Below are 26,262 nucleotides of genomic sequence, written 5' to 3'. Positions count from 1 at the left end.
ATCACACCGCCTCTGCGGCCGTGATCAGGTGAATAGGGATGATTGATCTACCGATCGAAGGGTTTGCGACCGCCAATGAAAATTCGGCGATGGTCTTGCTGGTCGACGATCAGGCGATGATCGGTGAAGCGGTGCGTCGTGGCCTGGCCCACGAGGAGAATATCGATTTCCATTTCTGCGCCGACCCCCATCAGGCCGTGGCCCAGGCCATGCGCATCAAACCCACGGTGATCCTCCAGGACCTGATCATGCCGGGCCTCGACGGCCTTACCCTGGTGCGCGAATACCGCAACAATCCGGCTACCCGGGACATCCCGATCATCGTTCTGTCGACCAAGGAAGACCCTTTGGTCAAGAGTGCGGCCTTCGCTGCCGGAGCCAACGACTACCTGGTCAAGCTGCCGGACACCATCGAACTGGTGGCCCGCATCCGCTACCACTCCCGCTCTTACTTGACCCTGCTGCAGCGTGACGAGGCCTACCGGGCGCTGCGCGTGAGCCAGCAGCAACTGCTCGACACCAACCTGATGCTGCAGCGGCTGATGAACTCCGATGGCCTCACGGGTCTGTCCAACCGCCGCCATTTCGATGAGTACCTTGAACTGGAGTGGCGCCGGGCCATGCGTGAGCAGCAGCAATTGTCGCTGCTGATGATCGATGTCGACTACTTCAAGGTCTACAACGACAGCTTCGGGCACCTGGCGGGTGATGAGGCGCTGCGCAAGGTTGCAGAGGCCATTCGCGGCTCTTGTTCGAGGCCTACCGACCTGCCGGCGCGCTACGGTGGCGAGGAATTCGCGCTGGTATTGCCCAACACCTCCCCGGGCGGTGCGCGGCTGGTCGCAGAGAAACTGCGCCAGACCGTACATGGCCTGAATATCCCGCATACCGCGCCGCAAGACGATTCGCGACTGACCGTGAGCATCGGCCTGGCGACCCAGACGCCGGCGATCGGCAGCCATTGCCGGCAGCTTATATCCGCTGCCGACAAGGGCTTGTACCTGGCCAAGAACAGTGGTCGGAACACAGTGGGTATCGCATGAGGCTCTTGGCTGGCACGGGCGGGGTAGCCGCCAGTCAAGTTTACTTAGCTTCTTTTCTTTTGAGCTTGTAAGTGCGATCTGCAGAGCGGACGATGAGCTCCGTTTCTTCGCCTGCCATCTTGAACCTGACGACCGCCCATATTCTGTAGCTGGCGGCCTCTGTCAGGACGGCACCGGGTGCATAACCTTCAAGGGTTTCTTCGCGTTGGGGGGCTGCAGGTGATCGTCCCGTTCCCCAATTATCGCCGTAACACCCGACGGTGACGCGTTCGAGTCCGGGAATCTCCTCCTTCAACCCCGGGTAATGCACTTTTACAGGGTTTCGGGCGGGCGCTGGGTCGAACTCTAGCGTGTCGTTCACGGCGTTCGTGAATTCAGGAGGAAGAATTTCGAAACCTTCCAGAATTTTCAATGCGCGGTCAAAGTGATCACTCATTTTCATTGCTCCCATTGAGGCGGCGGAGTATCCGCATGCCTGATGGCAAGTCTTGCGTTGCTCGACGCCTGGGGGCTACTGGCAGAATTACCAGGAAATCACGCGCGGTCGTGATCCGGCGCTGTGCGGGCTGCTCAACGGGCTACCGTGCTTGTCTGTATGGGTTATACTCGCGGGCTTTTCACCGAATTCGTACGAGAGCCGCGCGCCATGGAAATCCAACCGATCCTGAACACCATCAAGGACCTCACCGAGCGTTCCCAGTCCATTCGGGGGTATCTTTGACTACGATCAAAAAGCTGATCGCCTGATCGAAGTCAACCGCGAGCTGGAAGACCCGGCCGTCTGGAACAAGCCCGAGTACGCCCAGGCCCTGGGCCGCGAGCGTGCCATGCTGGCGCAGGTCGTCGAGACCCTGGACAAGATGTCCGGCGGCCTGGCCGATTGCCAGGATCTGCTCGACATGGCCGTCGAGGAAAATGACGAAAGCGCCGTGAGCGACGTCGTGACCGAGCTGCAAGGCCTGGAAGAAAAACTGGCCCAGCTTGAGTTCCGTCGCATGTTCAGCGGCGAGATGGACATGAACAATGCCTACCTGGACATCCAGGCCGGCTCCGGCGGTACCGAAGCGCAGGACTGGGCCAACATCCTGCTGCGCATGTACCTGCGCTGGGCCGACAAGCGCGGTTTCGACGCTACCATCATCGAGCTTTCCGAAGGTGAAGTCGCCGGCATCAAGGGCGCCACCGTGCACATCAAGGGCGAATACGCTTTCGGCTGGCTGCGCACCGAAATCGGTGTGCACCGCCTGGTGCGCAAGAGCCCGTTCGACTCCGGTGCCCGTCGCCACACCTCGTTCTCGGCGGTGTTCGTGTCGCCCGAGATCGACGACAAGGTCGAGATCGACATCAACCCGTCCGACCTGCGCATCGACACTTACCGTTCCTCCGGTGCCGGTGGCCAGCACGTGAACACCACCGACTCGGCGGTACGTATCACCCACGTGCCGACCAACACCGTGGTGGCGTGCCAGAACGAACGCTCCCAGCATGCCAACAAGGACACCGCCATGAAAATGCTGCGGGCCAAGTTGTACGAGCTGGAGATGCAAAAACGCAACGCCGCCTCCCAGGCGCTGGAAGACAGCAAGTCGGACATCGGCTGGGGCCACCAGATCCGCTCCTACGTGCTGGATGACTCGCGTATCAAGGACCTGCGTACCGGCGTCGAGCGCAGCGACTGCAACAAGGTGCTGGATGGCGACATCGACCAGTATCTGGAAGCGAGCCTCAAGCAGGGGCTGTAAGCCGCACACCACCGCCGCGATGCCCGCACGCCGGCATCGCGTGCCCTGCCCGAAAAGGGCAACGAATACCTGATGGAAAGAATGACGACATGAGCGACCTCAAGACCGAATCGCAAGACCTGCAACAGGAAGAAAACACCCTGATCGCCCTGCGCAAGGAAAAGCTTGCCGCTGAGCGCGAGAAGGGTCAGGCCTTCCCCAACGACTTCCGCCGCGACAGCTACTGCAACGACCTGCAGAAGCAATACGTCGACAAGACCAAGGAAGAGCTGGAAGCTGCAGCGATCCCGGTCAAGGTAGCCGGTCGCATCATGCTCAACCGTGGCTCGTTCATGGTGATCCAGGACATGACCGGGCGCATCCAGGTCTACGTCAACCGCAAGACCCTGCCGGAAGAAACCCTGGCCGCGGTCAAGACCTGGGACCTGGGCGACATCATCGCCGCCGAAGGCACCCTGGCCCGTTCCGGCAAGGGCGACCTGTACGTCGAAATGACCAACGTACGCCTGCTGACCAAGTCGCTGCGCCCGCTGCCGGACAAGCACCACGGCCTGACCGATACCGAGCAGCGCTACCGCCAGCGTTATGTCGACCTGATGGTCAACGAAGAAACCCGCCACACCTTCCGCGTGCGTTCGCAGGTGATCTCGCATATCCGCAAGTTCCTCATCGACCGCGACTTCCTCGAAGTCGAAACGCCGATGCTGCAGACCATTCCTGGCGGTGCCGCGGCCAAACCGTTCGAGACCCACCACAACGCCTTGGACATGGCCATGTTCCTGCGTATCGCGCCGGAGCTGTACCTCAAGCGCCTGGTGGTCGGTGGTTTCGAGAAAGTGTTCGAGATCAACCGCAACTTCCGTAACGAAGGCGTTTCGACCCGGCACAATCCCGAGTTCACCATGCTCGAGTTCTACCAGGCCTACGCTGACTACCGCGACAACATGGACCTCACCGAGGAACTGTTCCGTGAGCTTGCCCAGCTGGTCCTGGGCAGCACCGATGTACCGTATGGCGACAAGGTGTTCCACTTCGGTGAGCCGTTCGTGCGCTTGTCGGTGTTCGACTCGATCCTCAAGTACAACCCGGAGCTGACCGCAGCCGACCTGCAGGACGTTGACCGCGCCCGCGACATCGCCAAGAAAGCCGGTGCCAAGGTGTTGGGCCATGAAGGCCTGGGCAAACTGCAGGTGATGATTTTCGAAGAGCTGGTCGAGCACAAGCTGGAGCAGCCGCACTTCATTACCGAATACCCGTTCGAAGTTTCGCCGTTGGCCCGCCGTAACGACGACAACCCGGCCGTGACCGACCGCTTCGAGCTGTTCATCGGTGGCCGCGAGATCGCCAACGCCTACTCCGAGCTCAACGACGCCGAAGACCAGGCAGAGCGCTTCCTGGCCCAGGTGGCCGAGAAGGACGCCGGTGACGACGAGGCCATGCACTACGATGCCGACTTCGTTCGCGCCCTGGAGTACGGCATGCCACCGACTGCTGGTGAAGGCATCGGCATCGACCGCCTGGTGATGCTGCTGACCAACTCGCCGTCGATTCGCGACGTGATCCTGTTCCCGCACATGCGCCCACAGGCTTGAGTGAATTGAACAAGCCGCCTTTCGGGGCGGCTTTTTCTTGCCTGAAGCCTTATGTTGTTTGTCAGGGCCTTATCGCCGGCATGCCGGCGATAAGGCCGGTGCAGTCACCCCAAGATCAATGAGGTACACCCGTGACCCCCGCAATGGCCCAGCAAGGCGCCGCCGGCATTGCCACCGCCGTCGCCGAAAGCGTGCAATACCAGGGTCGCAAGACCGCTCGCCAAGGCAGCGAACAGCGCCGCCAGCTGATCCTCGACGCCGCCATGCGCATTGTCGTGCGTGATGGTGTGCGTGGTGTGCGCCACCGTGCGGTCGCCGCCGAGGCCGGTGTGCCGTTGTCGGCCACGACCTACTACTTCAAGGATATCGAGGACCTGCTCACCGATACCTTCGCCCAGTACGTCGAACGCAGCGCCGCCTATATGGCCAAGCTGTGGGCCAATACCGAAGTGGTGCTGCGCCAGCTGCTTGCCCAGGGTGATGGCAGTGCGCAATCAAGGGCGCGTCTGGCTGACGAAGTGGCGCAGATGACTGCCGACTACGTTTCCCGTCAGTTGGCCAACCGCCGCGACTTCCTGATGGCCGAGCAGGCCTTCCGCCAGGAGGCTCTGCTGTGCCCGCGCCTGGCCGAGTTGGTGTGCGCCCACGAGCAGATTCTGCTGCATGGCACGCGCCAGCTGTTGCAGGTGGTCGGTTCGCAGCAACCGGAACAGGACGCCCAGATGTTGACGGCGATTATCGAGCAGATGGAATATCAGGGCCTGCTCAAGGATGCCGATGCGCAAGCCGATGGGCAGATGCTCGCTATGCTTACCCGTTACCTGCACCTGGTGCTGGCATCGGCCTGAGCCTAGAACGAACTTTCAAGGAGAACTTGATGAAAGCCTGGCGTGTGGTGTTGTTGACGTTGTCATTCCTCCTGCTGGGCGGTTGTCTGGTGACCTTCCATGAGCCGCTGCCGAGCAATCAGGCGGCGCCCAAGGCCCTGCTCGGCAAGTGGAGCAGCAAGGACGCCTGGGGCGAGCCACTGAAGCTGGCCATCAGCCGCAGTGGCGCCGATGCCTACAAGGCCGTGGCCACGGCCAAGGGCAAGAAACCCGAAGAGTACGTATTCACCGTGTCACGCCATGGCAACCGCTGGTACCTCTCCGCCGGTGTACCCAAGCGCCTGGGCGGCCATTTCCTGATTGGCGGTTTCGATATCGTCGATGGCAAGGAACTGGTGATCTACAACCTTGATGTGGAACAGGTGCAGCAGGCGGTCGAGAAAAAAGAGCTGAGCGGGCGTAGTACCGAGGTGCCGGAGGACAATGGCGAGGGCGTGCTGATCGACAGCCCGTCGGCGCGGGTGCTGGCCTATCTGGATGACCCGGCCAACTCCGACCTGTTCGTCGAGGTGGCGCGCTTCCAGCGCAGCGGCAAATGACCGTGCCGGCGATGGGGCCAGTACAGGTGCCTTGTTCTAGAAAGGAGTTCCCCGGTGGACGAGTACCAGCAGACCATACGCGCACTGTCCGATCGCATCGTCACCGCGCAAACCCCGATCCGTGTGCTTGATGCGGTCAAGTGGGACGACAACATCCGCCAGGGCTTTCTGAAGGCCAAGGGCAAAGAGCCGCCTGCAGTGGACCGCGCCTATTACCAGTCGCGGCCGCTATCGTTCGACTCTAGTGCGGTCAAGGCCGAGTTCCAGAGCATCGAGCGCGATATCACCCGTCAATTGGGGCAGTTCAACCCGGTGGGGCAGATCATGCGGCGCATGTGCAAGGAGTACCGCATGGTGGTGCGCATGCTCGAGGCACGCGGCACCGAGGATTTCGGCCTGATCTCCCAGGAACTCTATGGCGCGGCGTCCGATGCTTTCCACGCTGGCGACCCGACGCTGGCCGACCTCGGTCTGATGCTTTCCGATTACCTGAACAACATCGACGGCCGGGGTGACCTCAAGGACGAGCCGAAAAACCTCACTGCCAAGGAGGCCGTGGACATCCTCCAGCGTCGCCTGAACAAGGTGTTCGGCGAGGCCGAGGAAACCATCCGGGTGTTCGAGTCCGACGGGATCGTCGCCGACGCGGCGGCGGGGGCCGACTATATCAAGGTGCGCGCCGACGCCATGTTCAACAGCCGTGATGTGCGCGCGCTGGAAGTGCATGAGGGGCTGGTGCATGTGGGCACCACGCTTAATGGCCTGAACCAGCCGATCTGCACCTTCCTGGCCAAGGGCCCGCCTTCATCGACGGTGACTCAGGAGGGCTTGGCGATTCTCATGGAGGTGATCGCCTTCGCCTCTTACCCCAGCCGTCTGCGCAAGCTCACCAACCGCACGCGCGCCATCCATATGGTCGAGGAGGGCGCCGATTTCCTTCAGGTATTCGAGTTCTTCCGTGCCCAGGGCTTTGAAATGGCGCAGAGCTACAGCAATGCAAGCCGGGTATTCCGCGGCTCGGTACCTGATGGACTGCCATTTACCAAGGATCTGTCCTACCTCAAGGGTTTCATCATGGTTTACAACTACATTCAGTTGGCCGTGAGAAAGGGCAAGCTCGAGCAGATTCCGCTGCTGTTCTGCGGCAAGACTACCCTCGAAGACATGCGCACCTTGCGTCAGCTGGTCGAAGAAGGCTTGGTGGAACCGCCCAAGTACCTGCCGGAGCAGTTCCGCGACCTCAATGCGCTGTCGGCCTGGATGTGCTTCTCCAACTTCCTTAACCACTTGAGCCTGGATCGCATTGAAGCCGACTACGCGAACATTCTTTGAGCGCTGCCGCTGCCTGGCACTGGGTTTGGCGCTGTTGGGTCTGGGCGGGTGCAGCAGCCTGTTGTTCTACCCGGAACCGGGCCAGCCGTTCACGCCCGAGCGTGCCAAGCTGCAGTACCGTGATGTCACCCTGACCACCGCCGACGGCGTCCGCCTGCATGGCTGGTGGCTGCCAGCCAAGGCGGGTGTCGAGGTCAAGGGCACGGTGCTGCACTTGCACGGCAATGGCGGCAATCTGGCCGGGCACCTGGGCGGTAGCTATTGGCTGCCGGAGCAGGGCTATCAGGTGCTGATGATCGATTACCGGGGCTATGGCCTGTCCCAGGGCAAGCCCGGCTTGCCACAGGTCTACAATGACATCGCAGCGGCCATGGCATGGCTCGACCAGGCCCCCGAGGTCAAGGGCAAACCCTTGGTATTGCTGGGGCAGAGCCTGGGCGGGGCAATGGCCATCCACTACCTGGCAGCCCACCCCGAGCAGCGCCAGCGCTTCAGCGCACTGGTGTTCGATGGTGTGCCGGCCAGTTACCGTGATGTCGGGCGCTTTGCGTTGAGTACATCGTGGTTGACCTGGCCCTTGCAGGTGCCATTGTCCTGGCTAGTACCCGATGGTGACAGCGCGATCCGTTCGGTCGAGCGCTTGAGCAGCCCACCCAAACTGTTCTTCCATAGCATCGACGACAACCTGGTACCAATGAACAACGGCATCCGCTTGTACCAGCACGCACCGCCTCCAAGGGTGCTGCAGCTGACTCGAGGCGGCCATGTGCAGACCTTTGCCGACCCGGTCTGGCGCCAAGTGATGCTGCGTTTTCTTGATGACCCCAGCCATTTCAACGGCCTGCGACGGCTGGCAGAAGTGCCCAACTACCCTGACGAGAAGAGCAAGCAATGAGTGAAGAACGCAACGCCATCCCGCTGATCCTGACCGGTGTCGGCAGCATCATCGTGACGGTGGGGGCTCTGTGGTATTACGGCTACCTGCATTTCGCCAAGCCGGAGGATGCGTTGTTGCTGCAGGATTTCACCATGCTCAAGACCGTGCCTGGTGAGGACTACAAGGTTTCCCTCGACCCAGCGCCGCAGGTGGCGCAGTGTGTGGACGGTGTGCTGGTGCTGTTCGACACAGCGCAAAAGGGCCTTACCGGGGTACTGGTCGACAACCGCAAGCGTGCGGTGCGTTGCATGGGTGAGCAGACCCCGCAACAAGTGCAATGACCAGCTCGAACCAACGATGAAAAATGAAGAACCCCGCCATGAAGGCGGGGTTCTTTTGTCGACCTGTGAGCCTTACTGCACCTGGCTCACCGGACGCGGCGCTACCGGCTGGTTGTCGTTGGAGATGGTCACCTCCACCCGGCGGTTCTGCGCACGGCCCGAGTTGCTGCTGTTGTCAGCAACCGGGTATTCCTTGCCGTAGCCCTGAGCGACGATGCGCGCAGGGTCCACGCCTGCGCGTACCAGTGCCATGCGCACGGCACCGGCGCGACGCTCGGACAAGGACTGGTTGTAGTTAGCCGAGCCGACGCTGTCGGTGTAGCCCTCTACGATTACCTTGCGCTCAGGGTTTTCCTGAAGGAACTGGGCCAGCTTGGTGACGTTGGGCAAGGCGCTGCTCTTGAGTTCAGCCTTGTTGAAGTCGAACAGTACATCGCCGAAGGTCACCAACGTACCGCGGTCGGTCTGCTTGGCGTTCAGGCTGTCCTGAAGCTTGGCGATCTGCGCGTCACGGGCATCGAGCTTGGCCTGGGCACGTTGGGCCGAGGCGTTTTTCAGCTCGTTTTCGGCCGAGCGCAGAGCAATGGTCTGCTTGGCCACTTCAACGCGCTGGTTGGTCAGGTAGGCCAGCTGGTCGACTTTCTTGCTGTCCTCACGCTCCATGTAGGCTTTGTCGGCCTTGTTCAGCCAGTCCTGTGCGTCCTTGGTTTCAAGGGCTGCGATTTTGCTCGCCTGCGGGTCGCTCTGCAGCGACGAGAAGTTGGTACGGGCCGACTCCAGGTTGGCGTTCGGGTCGTGCGAGCAGGCAGCGAGACCGACGCTCAGGGCCAGCAGGGCGGGAATCATGACGTGTTTGCGCATAGTGTTCATCCTTTGATCGAGTGCGAAGGCTAAGGCAGGCTTGGCGGCGCTCACTGAGCGCTACGCAGGCCTTCCTGACGTACGTCCTGAACGCCCTGGCGGGCGTCCTGCACGGCCTTCTGGGCCTTGGCCGCCTGGGCCTTGCGTTCAGCGAGGCGAGCGTCCCATTCGGCCTGCTCGGCCAGACGCTTGGCGTCCTCGTAGTTCTTGTCGTGCATGGCGATTTCGGCCTGCTTGAACTTGTCCTGCGCCGCTTTCATTTCAACGGCGGCGAACTCGGTACCGCCAGCGCTGACGGCGGAGTTCACGGCGGACTGGGTGACGGCATACTGCTCAGTGGGCGGGTTGCCCGCACAGCCGGCCAGGACCAGGCTACTGCCCAGGGCCAGCGCGGCCAGCTTGAACCCGCGCACATGAGTGGAGGAAAGTTTCGAAGTGCGGGTCTTCATGGTGGTCAGCTCCATTGGATCACTCCTGATAACGACGATGTCCGTAGCAGTCCATCCCATCGCTCAATCCCTGGCATCGCCGTGTGCGTCAGCTCAACAGTGCACGACGACAGTGTGCAGGGTTTTAGCGTGATGGCTATTGGCTGTGACTGGGTCGTTTTTTGAATAGTTCAGAAAAAAATGCCAACTATTTCTGACTGATCGGTCAGTGGTGTGGGTGCGGAACTTCCACTGTCAGAAGCGGTATTCCGGGCTGGAGTGCAGCCCGGAACAGGAGGCAGGCGCGTCAGTTTCCGCTGTTCTCGCCGGGGTTGCTGAGCGTGTGCAGATGGCGCCTTGAAAGCGCCAGAAAACGCGGTGTAGAGCCTATATCTTCGTACAGCGGATCGCCTTCTTCATCGGTGGAAATGACCTTGTGGCCCTGCACGTAGGGGAAGCTGGCTTCAAGCTCCTCGAGCGCGGCTGCGACCAGCTCACCGAGCAGTTCCTCGGCGGTGCGCTTGGGGTACATGTCGATGAGCGCTGCCAGGCGCGCCTCCGACTCAAGGTCAAGGTGCAAGGTATGGCCGGTCGGGCTCAGGGTGCCTGCGGCGTTTTGTTCCCAGTGCTGGGCGAGTTCGCGGATTTTCATGATGACCTCTGTAAACGCCTCGGAAAGGCTGCACTGCATCGGACTGCTGTGGTTTTACTTTAGTTTGCTTTACCGGTTGTGGCTTGCCATGGCGGCCCCGCTGTGGGCACTCTTGGGCCAGTGCTGTTTCCTGAGCAGAGCGCGGGCGAGCCGCGCCGAAGAGAGGGCCAATGACTGATATCGATGTGCGCTTGCGTGAAGATGTCCATGTGTTGGGGGAGTTGCTCGGCGAAACCATACGCCAGCAGCACGGTGACGCGTTCCTGCAGAAAATCGAGGACATTCGCCATAGCGCCAAGGCGGACCGGCGCAGCGCCGGCGAACAGCTGAGCTCTACCTTGGCGAACCTGGCTGAAGAAGACTTGCTGCCGGTGGCACGTGCCTTCAACCAGTTCCTCAACCTGGCCAACATGGCTGAGCAGTACCAGCTGATCCGTCGCCGCGATGCCGAGCAGCCAGAGCCTTTCGAGGCGCGGGTGCTGCCTGAGTTGCTGGCGCGTCTCAAGCGGGCCGGGCACAAGGACGATGCCTTGGCCAGGCAGTTGGCCAAGCTCGATATCCAGTTGGTGCTCACTGCGCATCCCACCGAAGTGGCGCGCCGCACATTGATCCAGAAGTACGATGCCATTGCCGGTCAGTTGGCCGCGCAGGACCATCGCGACCTGACCCCGGGCGAGCGCCAGCAAGTACGCGAGCGCCTGCGCCGTTTGATCGCTGAGGCCTGGCACACAGAAGAAATCCGCCGTACCCGACCAACGCCGGTAGACGAAGCCAAATGGGGCTTCGCGGTGATCGAGCATTCCCTGTGGCATGCCATCCCCAGCCATCTGCGCAAGGTGGACAAGGCGCTGTTCGACGCCACTGGCCTGCGCCTGCCACTGGAAGCGGCACCTGTGCGCTTTGCCTCTTGGATGGGCGGCGACCGTGATGGCAACCCCAACGTGACCGCCGCCGTAACCCGCGAAGTGTTGCTGCTGGCACGCTGGATGGCGGCCGACCTGTTCCTGCGCGATGTCGACGCGCTCGCCGCAGAGTTGTCCATGCAGCAGGCCAGCAGCGCTGTGCGCGAGCGGGTAGGAGACACCCCCGAGCCCTACCGCGCCGTCCTCAAACAGTTGCGTGACCGCTTGCGGGCGACGCGCGCCTGGGCCCATGCGTCGCTCACCGCTACCCAGCCGGCCAGTGCTGACGTGCTGGTGGACAACCGTGACCTGATCGCGCCGCTGGAGCTGTGCTACCAGTCCCTGCACGAATGCGGCATGGGCGTGATTGCCGATGGGCCATTGCTAGACAGTCTGCGGCGTGCGGTGACTTTTGGCCTGTTTCTGGGGCGGCTGGACGTGCGCCAGGATGCCGCCCGACACCGCGACGCACTGTCGGAGATCACCGATTATCTGGGCATGGGCAGTTATGCGGACTGGGATGAAGACAAGCGTATCGCGTTCCTGCAGGCCGAATTGAAAAACCGCCGGCCATTGCTGCCGGCCCACTTCACGCCCCAGGCGGATACCGCCGAAGTGCTCGCCACCTGTCGCGAGATCGCTGCGGCGCCGGGCGCATCCCTCGGTTCGTATGTCATCTCCATGGCGGGCGCGGCATCGGACGTACTGGCTGTGCAGTTGCTGCTCAAGGAAGCCGGCCTGACCAGGCCGATGCGCGTGGTGCCGCTGTTCGAAACCCTGGCCGATCTGGACAACGCGGGCCCTGTGATGGAGCGGCTGCTCGGCCTGCCTGGCTATCGTGCGGGCTTGCGCGGGCCGCAGGAAGTGATGATCGGCTACTCCGATTCGGCCAAGGACGCCGGGACTACCGCCGCGGCCTGGGCCCAATATCGGGCGCAGGAAAATCTGGTACGCATCTGCCGTGAGCATCAGGTCGAACTGCTGCTGTTCCATGGCCGTGGCGGCACTGTCGGCCGCGGCGGTGGCCCGGCCCACGCGGCGATCCTCTCGCAACCACCGGGGTCAGTGGCGGGGCGGTTCCGCACCACCGAGCAAGGCGAGATGATCCGCTTCAAGTTTGGTTTGCCAGGTATCGCCGAGCAAAACCTCAATCTGTACCTGGCTGCGGTGCTGGAAGCCACCTTGCTGCCGCCGCCGCCACCTGAACCGGCCTGGCGCGCCTTGATGGACCAACTGGCCGCCGATGGCGTCAAGGCTTACCGCAGCGTGGTGCGGGAGAACCCGGATTTCGTCGAGTATTTCCGCCAGTCCACACCCGAGCAGGAGCTGGGTCGCCTGCCGCTGGGCAGCCGCCCGGCCAAGCGCCGTGCCGGTGGAATCGAAAGCCTGCGGGCCATTCCATGGATCTTCGGCTGGACCCAGACGCGCCTTATGCTGCCGGCCTGGTTGGGATGGGAGACCGCATTGAGCAATGCACTGGCACGGGGGCAAGGTGAGTTGCTGGCGCAGATGCGTGAGCAGTGGCCGTTCTTCCGTACCCGCATCGACATGCTGGAGATGGTCCTGGCCAAAGCGGATGCGCAGATTGCCGAGGCCTACGACGAACGTCTGGTGCAACCGGAGTTGCTTCCTTTAGGTGCACATCTGCGCGACCTATTGTCGCAGTCCTGTCAGGTGGTGCTGGGCTTGACCGGGCAGCAGGTGCTACTGGCGCACAGCCCGGAAACGCTGGAATTCATCAGCCTGCGCAACACCTACCTGGACCCGCTGCATCGGCTCCAGGCCGAGCTGCTGGCGCGCTCACGCAGCCGTGAAGCCGCTCTGGACAGCCCGTTGGAGCAGGCCCTGCTGGTGACAGTGGCAGGTATCGCCGCAGGCCTGCGCAACACAGGCTGAGACAATGCCTGGGTGCCCGCGCGCAAGGCCGTCATGGGGGCCAAGCCAGGGCAGGGAAGGTGGTTGCGCCGGGCGCAACCGCCTGCAGCCTTGGTTACAGATGGCCCATTCCTGCAACTTTGGGACGCTTGTCTGGCTGACGGGCGCTGTGTATCTTGAGCAGCCTTCTGACCGATTTATGGTCATACCCGATTTTCCGGACTTGGCCCTGGTTGCCGAATCCATTGAATTTCATAAAAAAATTTGAGGAGCACGAGATGCGCGTAATTCTGCTGGGAGCTCCCGGGGCCGGTAAAGGTACTCAGGCAAAATTCATCACCGAGAAGTTCGGTATCCCACAGATCTCCACCGGTGACATGTTGCGTGCTGCCGTCAAGGCAGGTACCCCGCTGGGCCTGGAGCTCAAGAAAGTCATGGATGCAGGCCAGCTGGTTTCCGACGAGCTGATCATCAGCCTGGTCAAGGAGCGCATCGCCCAGCCAGACTGCGCCAACGGCTGCCTGTTCGACGGTTTCCCACGCACCATTCCACAGGCTGAAGCCATGGTCGCTGCCGGTGTCGACATTGATGCAGTGGTCGAGATCGCCGTCGACGACGAAGAGATCGTCGGCCGCATGGCGGGCCGCCGCGTGCACCTGGCCTCGGGCCGTACCTACCACATTCAGTACAACCCGCCGAAAGTGGAAGGCAAGGACGACGTTACCGGCGAAGACTTGATTCAGCGCGACGACGACAAGGAAGAAACCGTGCGTCATCGCCTGTCGGTCTACCACACCCAGACCAAGCCGCTGGTGGACTTCTATCAGAAGCTATCGGCCGCGAACGCTGGCAAGCCGAAGTACAGCCACATCGAAGGCGTGGGTTCGGTCGATGCGATCACCGCCAAAGTGCTGGCAGCCCTGAGCTGATCCATCACCGTGCGTCACGACGGCCCGCTTGCGGGCCGTTGTCGTTTATACTGCCGCTCTTTTCACTTGCTCCTGGATACCCGTTCGATGACCACCCTGCTGGCCCTGGATACCGCCACCGAAGCCTGTTCCGTCGCGCTGCTGCATGATGGCAAGGTAACCAGCCATTACGAGGTGATCCCGCGCATGCACGCGCAGAAGCTGCTGCCGATGATCAAGCAGCTGCTGGGTGATTCCGGCGTGGCGCTCAATGCCCTCGATGCCATTGCCTTCGGTCGTGGCCCCGGCGCCTTCACCGGCGTGCGCATTGCCATCGGCGTGGTGCAAGGCTTGGCTTTCGCCCTGGAGCGCCCGGTACTGCCAGTGTCCAACCTAGCCGCGCTGGCTCAGGGGGCGTTGCGCGAACATGGCGCGCAGCAGGTAGCGGCTGCCATCGATGCACGCATGGACGAGGTGTACTGGGGTTGCTACAAGGCGGTGGATGGCGAAATGCGCTTGCAAGGCTTGGAAGCAGTGCTGCCACCGGAGCGCGTGGCGTTGCCTGATGGCAGCAGCGGCGATTGGTACGGAGCCGGCACCGGCTGGGGCTACGCCGAGCGTCTGGCCGTGCAGGCCAGCGCCAGCAACCCTGCGGCGCTGCCCAATGCACTGGACATTCTCAGCCTGGCCAGCTTCGCCTGGGCACGCGGCGAGGCAATCGTTGCCGATCAGGCGCAACCGGTTTACCTGCGCGATAACGTAGCTACGCCCAAAGCCCGCTGACGGCTGTTCGTCGGTTATCGCGGCTGTCGATAAAACCTTTGTCGCAAACTGTGGTCCAGTTATCACTAGAGCATTAGCGATGGAACCCTGATGCTGCTAAATTGCCATCATTGGTCCTGAGTGCTCATCATGCGTATCGACGGTTTCTCATCGCAGTCCTATCCGGTAAAGCGCGCGCCGCGCAAAGCGGCGGTGCGCGATGAGAGCATCGACGATGCCGAGCTCGTCGAAGAGGTCGATGCTGGTCAGGACGCGGCGCCGCGCCGTCGCCCCGGTGGCTTGCCGGCCCGCCAGCAGGACATGGTTTTCCCACGTGCCCGTGACCGCCGCACGGCCACAGCGCTGGCCAGCTACCTCAGTACTGCCGGTTTTACCGATTGGGACATGGAAGTGCTGGGGCTGGACCTGTACATTTGAGGGATGAGTTCATCCCACCTGCCTTATTTCCTGGGTTGCCCGTCATGGAGCGAAAGCGCCTGGCGCGACTACTTGTATCCCGCTGACGCCCGCACCGGCGAATTTCTTGGCCTTTACAGCCAGGTGCTGAATGCAGTCGAGGGCAACACCACGTTCTATGCCCGCCCGGCGCCGAGCACTGTCGAGCGGTGGGCGCAGGTCATGCCTGCGCACTTTCGTTTTACTGCCAAGTTCCCCCGTGATATCAGCCATGAAGGTGACCTGCGCGAGCGACTGGAAGCCGCACTGGACTTCACCCGGCTGATGGCGCCCCTTGGCCAGCGGGTATCACCGTACTGGTTGCAATTGCCGGCTCAGTTCGGCCCGGCTCGCCTGGCTGAGCTGGGGCATTTTCTCGATGAAATCGGCGTGTCTGTGGCGGTGGAGGTGCGTAACCAGGCATTTTTCTCCAAGGGTGAGGAGGAGCGCCTGCTCAACCGTTTGCTGCACGATCGCGGTGTTGAACGTATTTGCCTGGACTCGCGTGCATTGTTCAGCTGTACCTCGCGTGAGGCCGCCGTGCTCGACGCGCAAGCCAAGAAGCCCAGGGTTCCGCCGCGCCCCGCAGCTTTCAGCCAGCACCCCCAGGTCCGTTTTATCGGCCATCCCGTGCTCGAGGCCAACGAAGCGTTTCTTTCGCCGTGGGTTGAAAAGGTCGCCAGCTGGATCGAGGAAGGCCGTAGCCCGTACATCTTCCTGCACACCTCGGACAACCGCCTGGCCGCCGCGTTGGCTCAGCGTTTTCATCAGCGGCTGATGGCGCGCTTGCCGGGGTTGGCAGCTTTGCCGGAATTGCCACGCGCCCCTGAGGTCGAACAACTGGGGCTACTTTGACCCTTACCGACCAGCCGGAGGTTGTGATCATGGATGTACAAACCCTGCGTGCCGAAGCCTTCAAAGCCCTGCACGAGCGCGAAGGCGCGTTCGTCATCCCCAACCCGTGGGATGCCGGCTCCGCAAAGCTCCTGGCAAACCTGGGCTTCGCGGCGCTGGCTACTACTAGTGCAGGCCTTGCCTTCAGCCTTGGGCGAGCGGATGCCGAAGCGGCGCTGAGCCTGGACGAGACACTCGACAACGCCGGGATGATCGTCGATGCCACTGCCTTGCCCGTTGCCGCCGACCTGGAAAATGGTTTTGGTGACCTGCCGGAAGACTGTGCCCACGCCATCCTGCGTGCCGCTGAAGCAGGGTTGGTCGGCGGCTCGATCGAAGATGCCAGTGGGCGCAGCGACGCGCCGATCTATGACCTGAGCCTGGCTGTGGAGCGGGTGAGGGCTGCAGTGCAGGCGGCGCGCAGCCTGCCATTTCCCTTCATGCTCTGCGCCCGCGCGGAAAACCTGCTGCACGGGCGTATGGACCTGGATGACACCATCCTGCGTCTGCAGGCTTATGCTGAAGCGGGCGCCGACGTGCTCTATGCGCCGGGTTTGCGCACTGCCGAAGAGATTCGCGCGGTGGTACAGGCGGTGGCGCCGAAACCTGTCAATGTGCTGATGGGGCTGGCGGGTGTGCCATTGAGCGTCAATCAGTTGCAGGACTTGGGCGTACGCCGCATCAGCGTGGGCTCTTCACTGGCCCGTGCGGCGCTCGGTGCGTTTCAGCGCGCGGCATTGGAGATTCGTGACCAGGGTACGTTCAGCTATGGTGAGCAGGCGCTGCCGTTCGCCCAGCTCAACGACCTGTTCCGGCGCTGAAGCGCGGTGCGCGCATTGGTGATGCTGTGCGGCCTGCTGTTGGTAGCAGGCTTTTTGTGGCAGTCGGGTTGGCGCCTGCCGCAGGCCTGGAATCCGTGGGCAGCACTGGACGTCCGTCAGCCGCCGAACCTGCTGACGCCCTATAAGCTTTCGCGTCTGCGCGATGATCCGCAGTTGTGCCGTCAAGCGTTGGCGACTACCGGCCTGCGCTATCGGGCGCAGGCTGATAGCCCGGCATCGGCCAATTGCCCATTGCAAAACGTCTGGCGTATAGAACAAGGCCAGGCGCGGTTGAGTAGCAGCTTCCTGGCCAGTTGCCCGTTGGCGGTGGCCTATGCGCTGTTCGAAAAGCATGGCTTGCAACCTGCAGCGCAGCAGGTGTTTGGCCAGCCGGTGGCGCAGGTCGATCATCTGGGCAGCTTTGCCTGCCGCAACGTCTATAACCGCAAGCAGGGCCGGCTCAGTCAGCATGCCACGGCCAATGCGCTGGATATCAGCGGCTTTCGCCTGCAGGACGGGCAGCGGATCGTGCTGGCGCGGGACTGGCAGGCAAGCGGGCAAAAGGCGGCATTCCTGCGGCAAGTGCAGCAAGCGGCCTGTAAGAGCTTCAGTACGGTGCTGGGACCGGAATACAATGCCGCCCACCGCAATCACTTTCACCTGGACATGGGGCTGTGGCAGATCTGCCGTTAAGCTCAGGCGTGGATGCGAACGTTGTTCAGCACTACCGGGCGCGCCCAGTGGATGTCGAATTCCAGATCGTTCTGCTGCTTGGCCATTGTCGCTGCGTCGAACGGCTCCGGCGCGGGGTCGAGCAGATCTGTCTCGAACTCGGCGATAGGCAGGTGCAGCGGGCGCGGGGAGGGTGCAGGGCCTGGCTCGGCGAGCGGCTGACCCTGGCTCATGACTACCGGGCGCAGCCAACTGTTGCTGATGTCCAGTTGGCGCTGCTGCTGAATCATCTCGGCGGCGCTGAATGGCTCCGGCGCTGGCTCCAGCAGATTGGCTTCCAGTTCGGCTTTGGGCAGGAACAGGGGCTCGGGTGGTGCAACGATGGTGTCGAGCACGGGGCAGGCGCGTTGGGCATCGATCAGGGCCAGGGCCCTGGCTCCGCCAATTGGCTCGCCGCTGATTTTGTCGTATTGCACCAGCGCCTGATGGGTGCTGTCTGCCTCATTCCCTTGCTGCTCGGCCATGGCGCGGGCAAAGAAATCCTGCCACAGGTGGCTGACGCCCCCCAGTGCCTGGGTATTCTGCCGACCGTAGTTGCCGACGGGCGACAGGTAGGTCAAGCCGATGGGAAGAGTATCTGTCATGGCAGTCGCGCGCGTTGTGCTCTGGCAGAATAGCGGGATATTGCCTGTATCGGCCGATGGTGCCGATTCATTAAGGGCTTGGTTCGATTTTTCAGGTGTGGATGATGGAAGAGCAAGGCACGGGTATCAGAGTCGAAGCGATGTCGGCTGAGTATGCGCACCAGGCTACGGCATGGGCCGAGCGCCTGGGCCTGCCGCTGCAGGACGATGCCGCCGGTTTCGCTGTGCAGGTGGGCGCCGATGGGTTGCAGATCCAGCAGTTGGGCCCGCAGGCGCCAGGGCCGGTGCGGGTGGACTTCGTCGAAGGCCAGGCAGCGCATCGGCGCCAGTTTGGCGGTGGCAACGGGCAGATGATCGCCAAGGCGGTGGGCATCGCCCAAGGCGTGCGGCCGCAAGTGCTCGATGCCACGGCGGGTTTGGGCAAGGACGCGTTCGTGCTAGCCAGCCTGGGCTGCCAGATGACCCTGATCGAGCGCCAGCCGCTGATTGCCGCCTTGCTGGAGGACGGCCTGACGCGAGCCCGGTCGGATGACGAGGTCGGGCCTATCGTCGGCCGCATGCGCCTGCTGACAGGCAACGCCATCGAGCGTATGCGCAACTGGGAAGGGGAGGCGCCGCAGGTGATCTACCTTGATCCCATGTTCCCGCACCGGGACAAAAGCGCCCTGGTGAAAAAGGAAATGCGCGTGTTTCGGCCATTGGTGGGCGATGACCTGGATGCCCCGGCTTTGCTCGAAGCCGCGCTGGCGCTGGCCAGTCATCGAGTGGTGGTGAAGCGGCCACGCAAGGCACCGATCATCGACGGGCCAAAGCCGAGTCATAGCCTGGAAGGCAAGTCGAGCCGGTATGATATTTATCCAAAGAAAGCGTTGAAGGCCTAGCCTTCACGCAGGCGCCTCAGGCGCTCTAGCAGCTCTTCGTATACCAATTCTTCCGAGATTGAGGGGTCAATGGTTGAAGGGCTGTTAAGTATTTCTTCAGCGCGTTTACGGGAATGGCCGGAGTAGACTGGAATTTCACCATGCAGCTCTTGAGTAAGGTGGCGAGTGTCAAAATTTAAACGCCCGTTCTGGTCAGCTGACAAGCTGCCCAATGCTGCGCGCTGCCCATCAAGCGTGCTTAATTCCTGAAGTGCATTTTTCGTTGTATGAAGGAGGTTATGCGTAAGTCCGCGATCCAATTTTTTTTCTGACCGTAGTTGGCGCTTTTTGACAGAATTCAAGAGCGCATTGTATTCATTGTTAGATAGGCTAGGGCTCGATTCATCCAGGCGTGGAGCCAGCTTTTTGTATGAATAGCCCTGATTAAGCCGTTTGAACAGTCTCCCGAAAAATCTGCCGCTAGGGTCCACTCTGTTAACAGGGTCGTTCCCGCAATAGATATAGGTATTGAGGCCACCTTTTGCAAACGGCGAAAAGCTGTCAGCACTGTGAAAGCGCATCAGTCCTGGATTGAAAAGGCGGTGACCATTACCCAGCATGTAGCCTATGGCAGAGGGCAACCAGCTCTGGCCGGTGAATCGAGATAACAATGGGCTGGCAGGCGGGCTACTGTCATTACCGTAGGGAGCGTAGGCGATGGTCGTCTGGCTTTCTGAGAGACTGTTGACTGTTGACTCTTGTGCATCAGTGGCCAAGAGGCTTGTTTGCGAAGGCAGGCCTGTCGTTTCGCATAGGTTCTGGTCATTGGCGCTGAGCACTGTCAGGTGAGCGCTGCTTGTATATAAAGTGGAAAGCTTATTGCCTTTGTAAAAAATCTTCAGTTTTGGCGCTGTCATGGGTGAGCTCATATTCGCAGATTCAATACGAGCTTGCTGAAGAATTGCATGGTTGACTACTGACAAAAATACCAGGTAGTCATGTTGGTTAAACAGGCTCTGGCGGATTTGTTTAGAGTTGGAACGCCCGCAAGAACACCCCCACCACCTCGCGCACATGCGCCTCGGCCTCGTCCCCTTCCAGCGGCCCCGCACACCCCAGCAGCAACCGGTAATCTGGCGCACCCTTGACCAGGCAGAAGAAGTGCTCCGCCGCCCGCAGCGGATTGTCGATGCGCAGCAACCCGCGCTCGGCGACCCCGCGCAACAGCGCTTCCATCCCCGCCAGCACACGCTTGGGCCCTGCTTCGTAGAAGAACTCGCCAAAGCTTGGGTCCTGACTGCCCTGCGCCATGATCAGGCGGCTCAACTTGACCGCCTCATCACTGCTGATCAACGCCTGGAAGCCCCGGGCAATATTCAGCAGCACCTGTTCGACGGGCGCGCCCTCTGGGTACTCGAACATCAGGTCGGGTAGCTGATTCTGGCAGGTAGCCATGACCGCAGAGCCAAACAGTGTCTGTTTATCGTTGAAGTGGCTATAGACCGTCAGTTTTGAAACACCCGCCGCCGCAGCGACTGCATCCATGCTGGTGTTGGCATAGCCGAGGCTGAGGAACAGCGTTTTGGCCGCTTCGAGGATCGCCTCGCGCTTGGCCAGGTCCTTGGGGCGACCTGGGCCGATGGGTGCGTCGTTGGGCATTGGAATCCGTGTCTGGTTGAAGGGGCCCCCATCTTACCGGCTCGGTTGCCTTCCGGCTTCAGGGAATGGCCCATCGTTAACGTTGATTTTCTTTCCGACGCTGGCTTCCCGGCTTCGGTTCCCTGATTTAATATACTCGACAGTATAAATATTCGATGCGCTCGTCGCGAAAGGATTCATCATGTTGCGTCATGCCTTGTGCCTCGCTCTGCCTGCCGCTGCCGCCTTGTTGCTGGCGGCCTGCGGGCAGGAAGCCGCCCCACCCACTGCTCCGCGCCCAGCGCTGGTGGTCCAGCCGCAACCGGCCCAAGCCTCAGCCGACAGCTACCCTGGCGAGGTGCGAGCGCGTTTCGAGCCGGAGCTGGCGTTCCGCATCGCTGGCAAGGTCAGCAAACGCCTGGTCGAGGAGGGGCAGCGGGTCCAGGCCGATCAGCCACTGGCAGAGCTCGACCCCCAGGACGTGCGCCTGCAACTCGAGGCCAACCGTGCCCAATTGGCGGCCGCCGAGGCCAACCTGGCGCTGGTGCGCGCCGAGCGTGACCGCTACCGCAAGCTGCTGGATCGGCAGATGGTCAGCCATTCCCTGTACGACAACGCCGAGAATCTCTACCGGGCCGGGCTCGCGCGGCTCAAGCAGGCCAAAGCGGAGTTCGACGTGGCTGGCAATCAGGCCGGATACGCGGTGTTGCGTGCGCCCCAGGCCGGCGTGATCGCCAAGCGTCAGGTCGAGGTCGGCCAGGTGGTGGCTGCCGGGCAGACGGTATTCACGCTGGCGGCCGACGGTGAGCGCGAAGTCGTCATCGGCCTGCCGGAGCAGCAGTTCGCCCGCTTCGCCGTTGGCCAGCAGGTCAGTGTCGAGCTGTGGTCGCGGCGCAATGAGCGCTTCCAGGGCCGTATCCGTGAGCTGTCGCCCGCAGCCGACCCTCGTTCACGTACCTTCGCCGCACGCATCGCCTTCAACTCGGCCAAGGTGCCCGCCGATCTTGGGCAGAGCGCGCGGGTATTCATCGCCCATGACGGGCTGATCCCGCTGGCTGTACCTCTCTCGGCGATTACCGCTGAAAACGGCCAGGCGTACGTCTGGCGAGTCAACCAGGACCGTCGACTGGAGCGTGCCGCCGTGCGCCTGGGGCCTTATGGCAGTGACACTGTCCCCGTACTTGAGGGCCTGAACCCTGGCGACTGGGTGGTTGCCGCCGGCGGCCACGTGCTACGCGAAGGGCAGGAGGTGCGGCCGGTGGACCGTACCAACCGTGTGGTGAACCTGACGGCCAAGGAGTAAGTCCCGATGGGTTTCAACCTTTCCGCCTGGGCGCTGCGCAATCGCCAGATCGTACTGTTCCTGATGATCCTGCTGGCTGCCATTGGCGCCATGTCCTACACAAAGCTGGGGCAGAGCGAGGATCCACCCTTTACCTTCAAGGCCATGGTCATCCGTACCCTGTGGCCGGGGGCCACGGCCGAGGAAGTGTCGCGCCAGGTCACCGAGCGCATTGAGAAGAAGCTGATGGAAACAGGCGAGTACGAGAAGATCGTCTCGTTCTCCCGTCCCGGCGAATCGCAGGTGACCTTCATGGCCCGGGACTCGCTGCATTCCAAGGACATCCCCGAGCTGTGGTACCAGATCCGCAAGAAGGTCGCGGATATCCGCCACACCCTGCCCCCGGAAATCCAGGGGCCGTTCTTCAACGACGAGTTCGGTACCACCTTCGGCAACATTTATGCGCTCACCGGCACCGGCTTCGACTACGCGGTGTTGAAGGACTATGCCGATCGCATCCAGATCCAGCTGCAACGGGTCAAGGACGTGGGCAAGGTCGAACTGATCGGCCTGCAGGACGAGAAAATCTGGATCGAGCTGTCCAACCTCAAGCTTGCCACCCTGGGCGTGCCGCTGGATGCTGTGCAGCAAGCGTTGCGAGAGCAGAACGCGGTGAGTACCGCCGGCTTTTTCGAAACCCCCAGCGAGCGTTTGCAACTGCGCGTCAGTGGGCAGTTCGACAGTGTCGAGCAGATTCGTCAGTTTCCCATTCGGGTAGGGGATCGTACCTTCCGTATCGGCGATGTCGCCGAGGTGTACCGTGGCTTCAACGACCCGCCTGCGCCGCGCATGCGCTTCATGGGTGATGACGCGATCGGCCTGGCCGTGTCGATGAAGGATGGCGGCGACATCCTGGTACTGGGCAAGGCACTGGAAGGTGAGTTCGAACGCTTGGCGCGCAACCTGCCGGCCGGCATGCAGCTGCGCAAAGTCTCCGACCAGCCGGCGGCGGTCAAGGCGGGCGTGGGTGAGTTCGTCCAGGTGCTGGTCGAGGCGCTGGTCATCGTGCTGTTGGTGAGTTTCTTCTCACTTGGCCTGCGTACCGGTCTGGTGGTGGCCTTGGCGATACCCCTGGTGCTGGCAATGACGTTTGCCGCCATGCACTATTTCGGCATCGGCCTGCACAAGATCTCGCTGGGTGCGCTGGTATTGGCCCTGGGCCTGCTGGTGGACGACGCGATCATTGCCGTGGAGATGATGGCGATCAAGATGGAGCAGGGCTTCGACCGGTTCAAGGCTGCCAGTTACGCCTGGACCAGCACGGCCTTCCCGATGCTGACCGGTACGCTGATTACCGCTGCCGGGTTCCTGCCGATCGCTACGGCAGCGTCGAGTACGGGTGAGTACACCCGCTCGATCTTCCAGGTGGTGACCATCGCGTTGCTCACCTCATGGGTGGTGGCCGTGGTGTTCGTCCCTTACCTGGGTGAACGGTTGCTGCCGGACCTGGCCAAACTGCATGCTGCCCGTCATGACGGTAATGGGCATGCGCCTGACCCCTATGCCACACCTTTCTACCAGCGTGTGCGACGTGTGGTGGAGTGGTGTGTGCGACGGCGCAAGACGGTCATCCTGCTGACTATCGCAGCCTTTGTCGGCAGCATTGCGTTGTTCCGCTTCGTGCCGCAGCAGTTCTTCCCGGCGTCAGGCCGCCCAGAGCTGATGGTCGACCTGAAACTTGCCGAGGGTGCGTCGCTGGGCAATACCACCGAGCGGGTCAAGCAACTGGAGGCCCTGCTCAAGCAGCAGGATGGCATCGACAACTATGTGGCCTACGTGGGCACGGGGTCGCCACGTTTCTATCTGCCATTGGACCAGCAACTGCCCGCCGCCAGCTTTGCCCAGTTCGTCGTGCTGGCCACGTCCATGGAGGAGCGCGAGCGCTTGCGCAGTTGGCTGATCAACACTGTGGACCAGCAATTTCCTGACCTGCGTGCCCGCGTCACCCGCCTGGAAAACGGCCCGCCCGTGGGCTACCCGGTGCAGTTTCGGGTGACGGGCGAGCATATCGAGAAGGTGCGCGCCTTGGCCCGCGAAGTCGCGGACAAGGTGCGTGAAAACCCGCATGTGGTGAACGTGCACCTTGACTGGGAAGAGCCGAGCAAGGCGGTGTTCCTGGCGATCGACCAGGACCGTGCACGCGCACTTGGCGTAAGTACCGCGCACCTGTCGAGCTTCCTTCGAAGCTCGCTTACCGGCACCACGGTAAGCCAGTACCGGGAGGACAACGAGCTGATCGAGATTCTTCTGCGCGGCACGCAGAAGGAACGTGGCGAGCTGGGCAACCTTGGCAGCCTCGCGTTGCCCACCGACAACGGCCAGAGCGTGGCGCTATCGCAGGTAGCGACCCTGGACTACGGCTTCGAGGAAGGCATCATCTGGCACCGTAACCGCTTGCCGACGGTGACTGTACGCGCCGACATCTATGACAAGGAGCAGCCGGCGACCCTGGTCAGGCAGATTGCCCCGACCTTGCAGGAGATCAAGGGCAAGCTGCCTGATGGCTACCTGCTGGAAGTGGGCGGCACAGTCGAGGACTCCGAGCGTGGGCAGAAGTCGGTGAACGCCGGTATGCCGTTGTTCATCGTAGTGGTGCTCAGCTTGCTGATGATCCAGCTGCGCAGCTTCTCGCGCACGGTGATGGTGTTCCTCACGGCGCCACTGGGGCTGATCGGCGTGACCTTGTTCCTGTTGGTGTTCCGCCAGCCGTTCGGCTTCGTCGCCATGCTTGGCACCATTGCCCTGGCGGGGATGATCATGCGCAACTCGGTGATCCTGGTGGACCAGATCGAGCAGGATATCGCCTCGGGGCTGGACCGTTGGCAGGCGATCATCGAGGCTACCGTGCGACGCTTCAGGCCGATCGTGCTGACCGCACTGGCGGCGGTGCTGGCGATGATTCCGTTGTCCAGAAGCGTGTTCTATGGGCCGATGGCGGTGGCGATCATGGGCGGGTTGATCGTTGCCACGGTGCTCACCCTTTTGTTCCTGCCGGCATTGTATGCGGCGTGGTTCAGGGTGAAGAAGGGCTGAAGGCTGCGGGGGAGGGCTTAGCCCTCCCTTCGCGGGTCACAGGGCGCCAAATACCTTTTTGGCCAGGCTGGTAGCCGCCTGTGCAGGGTTCTGACGAATGCTCTGTTCTTGTTTGGCGATCATTTCAAACAGGCCGTCGAGGGCTTTTTCGGTTACATAGCTCTCGACATTGGCACTCTTGGCATCGCCCAGGCCCAGGGCTGACGCCTGGCCAGCAAAGCTGTTGTATTGTTGAACCACGCCAACCTTGTCGGTCGCCGCCTTGACGATGGGCAAGAACTTGGCGCGGATCTGCTCACGGCTGCTCTTGTTCAGATACTGGGTGGCCGAATCGTCACCGCCGCTCAAAATGCCCTTGGCGTCGGTCACACTCATGTTCTTCACCGCGTCCACCAGGATCGCCTGTGCCTGCGGCACCGCAGCTTCAGCGGCCTTGTTCATGCTGTCTTCCAGGGCGGTAACCTGATCACCTTTGCCAAACATTTTCATGGCTTTGGCGGCTTTGCCGAGGTTGCCTGGCAACTCGATGCGTACGTCGGGGTTATTGCTGAACCCGCCTGGGGTGCTCAGTTGCTTGACGGCGAGCTGCGCCCCTTGGGTAAGGGCATCCTTCAGGCCGCCGGCGGCGTCTTTCTGGCTCAGATCGCCAAGTGACAAGGCCAGTGCGCTGGCCGACAGCAGCAGGCCGGCGCACAGGGTGGTGAAGCGCAGGGAGGAGCGAATCATGAAGCTTTCCTTTTGAACTGAAGTAGGCGGGTATCAGCGCACCGGATCGACTTTGATCCGTATTGGCTGCTCGTCGCTGCCGTCGAGTTTGACGCCATGATGCCCTGTGTTGATGAACAGCAGCTTGCCGTCCAGCTCGATGCGGGCGCTAACCGCATAGCGGTGGCCTGGCTTGACCTGGGCTGGGTCATAAGTGAGGTGGAAAGGCAGCGGCACGTTGCCTTTGACCGGGCCGGCCTGGCGGGCCAGTGTCACGGCAGGGGCGTCCATCAGCGACACGTCTTGCAGTTCAACACTCAAGGTAGCGCTGGGCGGTAGGGCAATGCGCTGCAGGTAGAAGACTTCACCGTCCAGGCTGGCCTGTGGCGATGGGGTGTGGCTGGAACAGGCTGCAAGCAGGGATGCACAACACAGCATAACGAGCTTTTTCATGGA

The 26,262-nt window shown here is 61.9% G+C and carries 27 protein-coding genes; 18 read left to right on the top strand and 9 right to left on the bottom strand.

The window, feature by feature from the left end:
• The first annotated feature begins 38 nt into the window (after window positions 1-38).
• The gene (gene wspR, locus ACW4TB_RS15430) at window positions 39-1,043 is read left to right on the top strand and encodes a Wsp signal transduction system regulator diguanylate cyclase WspR (protein WP_012315940.1); all 1,005 of its coding nucleotides are present in this window, start codon (window positions 39-41) and stop codon (window positions 1,041-1,043) included.
• A 40-nt stretch (window positions 1,044-1,083) separates the two neighbouring features.
• Here the strand turns inward: wspR and ACW4TB_RS15425 are convergent, their stop codons facing one another.
• Window positions 1,084-1,479: a hypothetical protein gene (locus ACW4TB_RS15425; protein ID WP_254466341.1), complete on the bottom strand. Its 396-nt coding sequence runs from the start codon at window positions 1,477-1,479 to the stop codon at window positions 1,084-1,086.
• A 210-nt stretch (window positions 1,480-1,689) separates the two neighbouring features.
• On the opposite strand from ACW4TB_RS15425, the gene prfB reads away from it, so the two are divergent.
• From prfB to ACW4TB_RS15390, 7 genes are all read left to right on the top strand, one after another.
• Window positions 1,690-2,785, top strand: a protein-coding gene (gene prfB, locus ACW4TB_RS15420) for a peptide chain release factor 2 (protein WP_115274014.1) whose coding sequence is annotated in 2 segments (ribosomal slippage) — window positions 1,690-1,761 and window positions 1,763-2,785 — 1,095 coding nt in all. Because the reading frame shifts where the segments join, the coding sequence is not laid out codon by codon here.
• An 89-nt stretch (window positions 2,786-2,874) separates the two neighbouring features.
• The gene (gene lysS / locus ACW4TB_RS15415; RefSeq protein WP_012315937.1) at window positions 2,875-4,377 is read left to right on the top strand and encodes a lysine--tRNA ligase; all 1,503 of its coding nucleotides are present in this window, start codon (window positions 2,875-2,877) and stop codon (window positions 4,375-4,377) included.
• Between the two features lie 131 nt (window positions 4,378-4,508).
• Window positions 4,509-5,225: a TetR/AcrR family transcriptional regulator gene (locus ACW4TB_RS15410; RefSeq protein WP_455843009.1), complete on the top strand. Its 717-nt coding sequence runs from the start codon at window positions 4,509-4,511 to the stop codon at window positions 5,223-5,225.
• Between the two features lie 29 nt (window positions 5,226-5,254).
• Entirely contained in the window at window positions 5,255-5,803 is a 549-nt protein-coding gene (locus ACW4TB_RS15405; protein ID WP_012315935.1) for a hypothetical protein, read from the top strand.
• Window positions 5,804-5,857: 54 nt separating this feature from the next.
• Entirely contained in the window at window positions 5,858-7,135 is a 1,278-nt protein-coding gene (locus ACW4TB_RS15400) for a flavohemoglobin expression-modulating QEGLA motif protein (protein ID WP_012315934.1), read from the top strand.
• The gene (locus tag ACW4TB_RS15395) at window positions 7,107-8,030 is read left to right on the top strand and encodes an alpha/beta hydrolase (RefSeq protein WP_012315933.1); all 924 of its coding nucleotides are present in this window, start codon (window positions 7,107-7,109) and stop codon (window positions 8,028-8,030) included. The genes ACW4TB_RS15400 and ACW4TB_RS15395 overlap by 29 nt, the downstream gene beginning before the upstream one ends.
• Window positions 8,027-8,353, top strand: a complete 327-nt coding sequence (locus ACW4TB_RS15390; protein ID WP_012315932.1) for a hypothetical protein — start codon at window positions 8,027-8,029, stop codon at window positions 8,351-8,353. The genes ACW4TB_RS15395 and ACW4TB_RS15390 overlap by 4 nt, the downstream gene beginning before the upstream one ends.
• A gap of 72 nt (window positions 8,354-8,425) precedes the next feature.
• On the opposite strand, the gene ACW4TB_RS15385 is transcribed toward ACW4TB_RS15390, so the two are convergent.
• From ACW4TB_RS15385 to ACW4TB_RS15375, 3 genes are all read right to left on the bottom strand, one after another.
• Window positions 8,426-9,214 carry an OmpA family protein gene (locus ACW4TB_RS15385; protein ID WP_455828400.1) on the bottom strand — a complete coding sequence of 263 codons (789 nt, stop codon included), beginning with the start codon at window positions 9,212-9,214 and terminating at the stop codon, window positions 8,426-8,428.
• Window positions 9,215-9,264: 50 nt separating this feature from the next.
• The gene (locus ACW4TB_RS15380; protein WP_012315930.1) at window positions 9,265-9,678 is read right to left on the bottom strand and encodes a DUF4398 domain-containing protein; all 414 of its coding nucleotides are present in this window, start codon (window positions 9,676-9,678) and stop codon (window positions 9,265-9,267) included.
• A 271-nt stretch (window positions 9,679-9,949) separates the two neighbouring features.
• Window positions 9,950-10,294, bottom strand: coding sequence for a hypothetical protein (locus ACW4TB_RS15375; protein ID WP_012315929.1), 345 nt, complete (start codon window positions 10,292-10,294; stop codon window positions 9,950-9,952).
• 170 nt (window positions 10,295-10,464) lie between these two features.
• On the opposite strand from ACW4TB_RS15375, the gene ppc reads away from it, so the two are divergent.
• From ppc to ACW4TB_RS15340, 7 genes are all read left to right on the top strand, one after another.
• Complete coding sequence (gene ppc, locus ACW4TB_RS15370; protein WP_455828398.1) at window positions 10,465-13,092, top strand: phosphoenolpyruvate carboxylase; 2,628 nt, start codon at window positions 10,465-10,467, stop codon at window positions 13,090-13,092.
• Window positions 13,093-13,349: 257 nt separating this feature from the next.
• Window positions 13,350-14,000 (top strand): adenylate kinase, encoded by a 651-nt coding sequence (gene adk, locus ACW4TB_RS15365; RefSeq protein WP_012270800.1) that lies wholly within the window; start codon window positions 13,350-13,352, stop codon window positions 13,998-14,000.
• A gap of 87 nt (window positions 14,001-14,087) precedes the next feature.
• Window positions 14,088-14,762: a tRNA (adenosine(37)-N6)-threonylcarbamoyltransferase complex dimerization subunit type 1 TsaB gene (gene tsaB / locus ACW4TB_RS15360; RefSeq protein WP_254466339.1), complete on the top strand. Its 675-nt coding sequence runs from the start codon at window positions 14,088-14,090 to the stop codon at window positions 14,760-14,762.
• Window positions 14,763-14,891: 129 nt separating this feature from the next.
• A complete protein-coding gene (locus tag ACW4TB_RS15355; RefSeq protein ID WP_254466338.1) occupies window positions 14,892-15,179 on the top strand; it encodes a hypothetical protein in 288 nt (95 codons plus the stop codon).
• A 3-nt stretch (window positions 15,180-15,182) separates the two neighbouring features.
• Window positions 15,183-16,052, top strand: a complete 870-nt coding sequence (locus tag ACW4TB_RS15350) for a DUF72 domain-containing protein (RefSeq protein ID WP_254466337.1) — start codon at window positions 15,183-15,185, stop codon at window positions 16,050-16,052.
• Between the two features lie 29 nt (window positions 16,053-16,081).
• Entirely contained in the window at window positions 16,082-16,912 is an 831-nt protein-coding gene (locus ACW4TB_RS15345) for an isocitrate lyase/PEP mutase family protein (protein ID WP_254466336.1), read from the top strand.
• Between the two features lie 6 nt (window positions 16,913-16,918).
• A complete protein-coding gene (locus ACW4TB_RS15340) occupies window positions 16,919-17,605 on the top strand; it encodes an extensin-like domain-containing protein (RefSeq protein WP_279928249.1) in 687 nt (228 codons plus the stop codon).
• Between the two features lie 2 nt (window positions 17,606-17,607).
• Here ACW4TB_RS15340 and ACW4TB_RS15335 read toward each other — a convergent pair whose 3' ends face one another.
• Window positions 17,608-18,228, bottom strand: coding sequence for a hypothetical protein (locus ACW4TB_RS15335; protein WP_012315922.1), 621 nt, complete (start codon window positions 18,226-18,228; stop codon window positions 17,608-17,610).
• 104 nt (window positions 18,229-18,332) lie between these two features.
• On the opposite strand from ACW4TB_RS15335, the gene ACW4TB_RS15330 reads away from it, so the two are divergent.
• Complete coding sequence (locus ACW4TB_RS15330; protein ID WP_254466334.1) at window positions 18,333-19,109, top strand: class I SAM-dependent methyltransferase; 777 nt, start codon at window positions 18,333-18,335, stop codon at window positions 19,107-19,109.
• On the opposite strand, the gene ACW4TB_RS15325 is transcribed toward ACW4TB_RS15330, so the two are convergent.
• Together ACW4TB_RS15325 and ACW4TB_RS15320 are read right to left on the bottom strand one after the other, a co-directional pair.
• Window positions 19,106-20,005, bottom strand: coding sequence for an RHS repeat-associated core domain-containing protein (locus ACW4TB_RS15325; protein WP_279928245.1), 900 nt, complete (start codon window positions 20,003-20,005; stop codon window positions 19,106-19,108). The two genes, ACW4TB_RS15330 and ACW4TB_RS15325, sit on opposite strands and share 4 nt — an antisense overlap.
• Before the next feature lie 112 nt (window positions 20,006-20,117).
• Window positions 20,118-20,747, bottom strand: coding sequence for a TetR/AcrR family transcriptional regulator (locus tag ACW4TB_RS15320; RefSeq protein WP_279928242.1), 630 nt, complete (start codon window positions 20,745-20,747; stop codon window positions 20,118-20,120).
• 181 nt (window positions 20,748-20,928) lie between these two features.
• Here ACW4TB_RS15320 and ACW4TB_RS15315 point away from each other — a divergent pair, with 181 nt between their 5' ends.
• Window positions 20,929-22,029 (top strand): efflux RND transporter periplasmic adaptor subunit, encoded by a 1,101-nt coding sequence (locus ACW4TB_RS15315; RefSeq protein WP_012315919.1) that lies wholly within the window; start codon window positions 20,929-20,931, stop codon window positions 22,027-22,029.
• Window positions 22,030-22,035: 6 nt separating this feature from the next.
• A complete protein-coding gene (locus ACW4TB_RS15310) occupies window positions 22,036-25,101 on the top strand; it encodes an efflux RND transporter permease subunit (protein ID WP_254466331.1) in 3,066 nt (1,021 codons plus the stop codon).
• A gap of 36 nt (window positions 25,102-25,137) precedes the next feature.
• Here ACW4TB_RS15310 and ACW4TB_RS15305 read toward each other — a convergent pair whose 3' ends face one another.
• Together ACW4TB_RS15305 and ACW4TB_RS15300 are read right to left on the bottom strand one after the other, a co-directional pair.
• The gene (locus ACW4TB_RS15305; protein ID WP_012315917.1) at window positions 25,138-25,827 is read right to left on the bottom strand and encodes a DUF4197 domain-containing protein; all 690 of its coding nucleotides are present in this window, start codon (window positions 25,825-25,827) and stop codon (window positions 25,138-25,140) included.
• A 33-nt stretch (window positions 25,828-25,860) separates the two neighbouring features.
• Complete coding sequence (locus ACW4TB_RS15300; protein WP_279928238.1) at window positions 25,861-26,259, bottom strand: YbaY family lipoprotein; 399 nt, start codon at window positions 26,257-26,259, stop codon at window positions 25,861-25,863.
• Window positions 26,260-26,262: the final 3 nt, after the last annotated feature.

The organism is Lelliottia jeotgali, from assembly GCF_977070485.1.
Note: the sequence above shows the minus strand (reverse complement) of the source record. Positions and strands in the feature narration are given on the sequence as shown.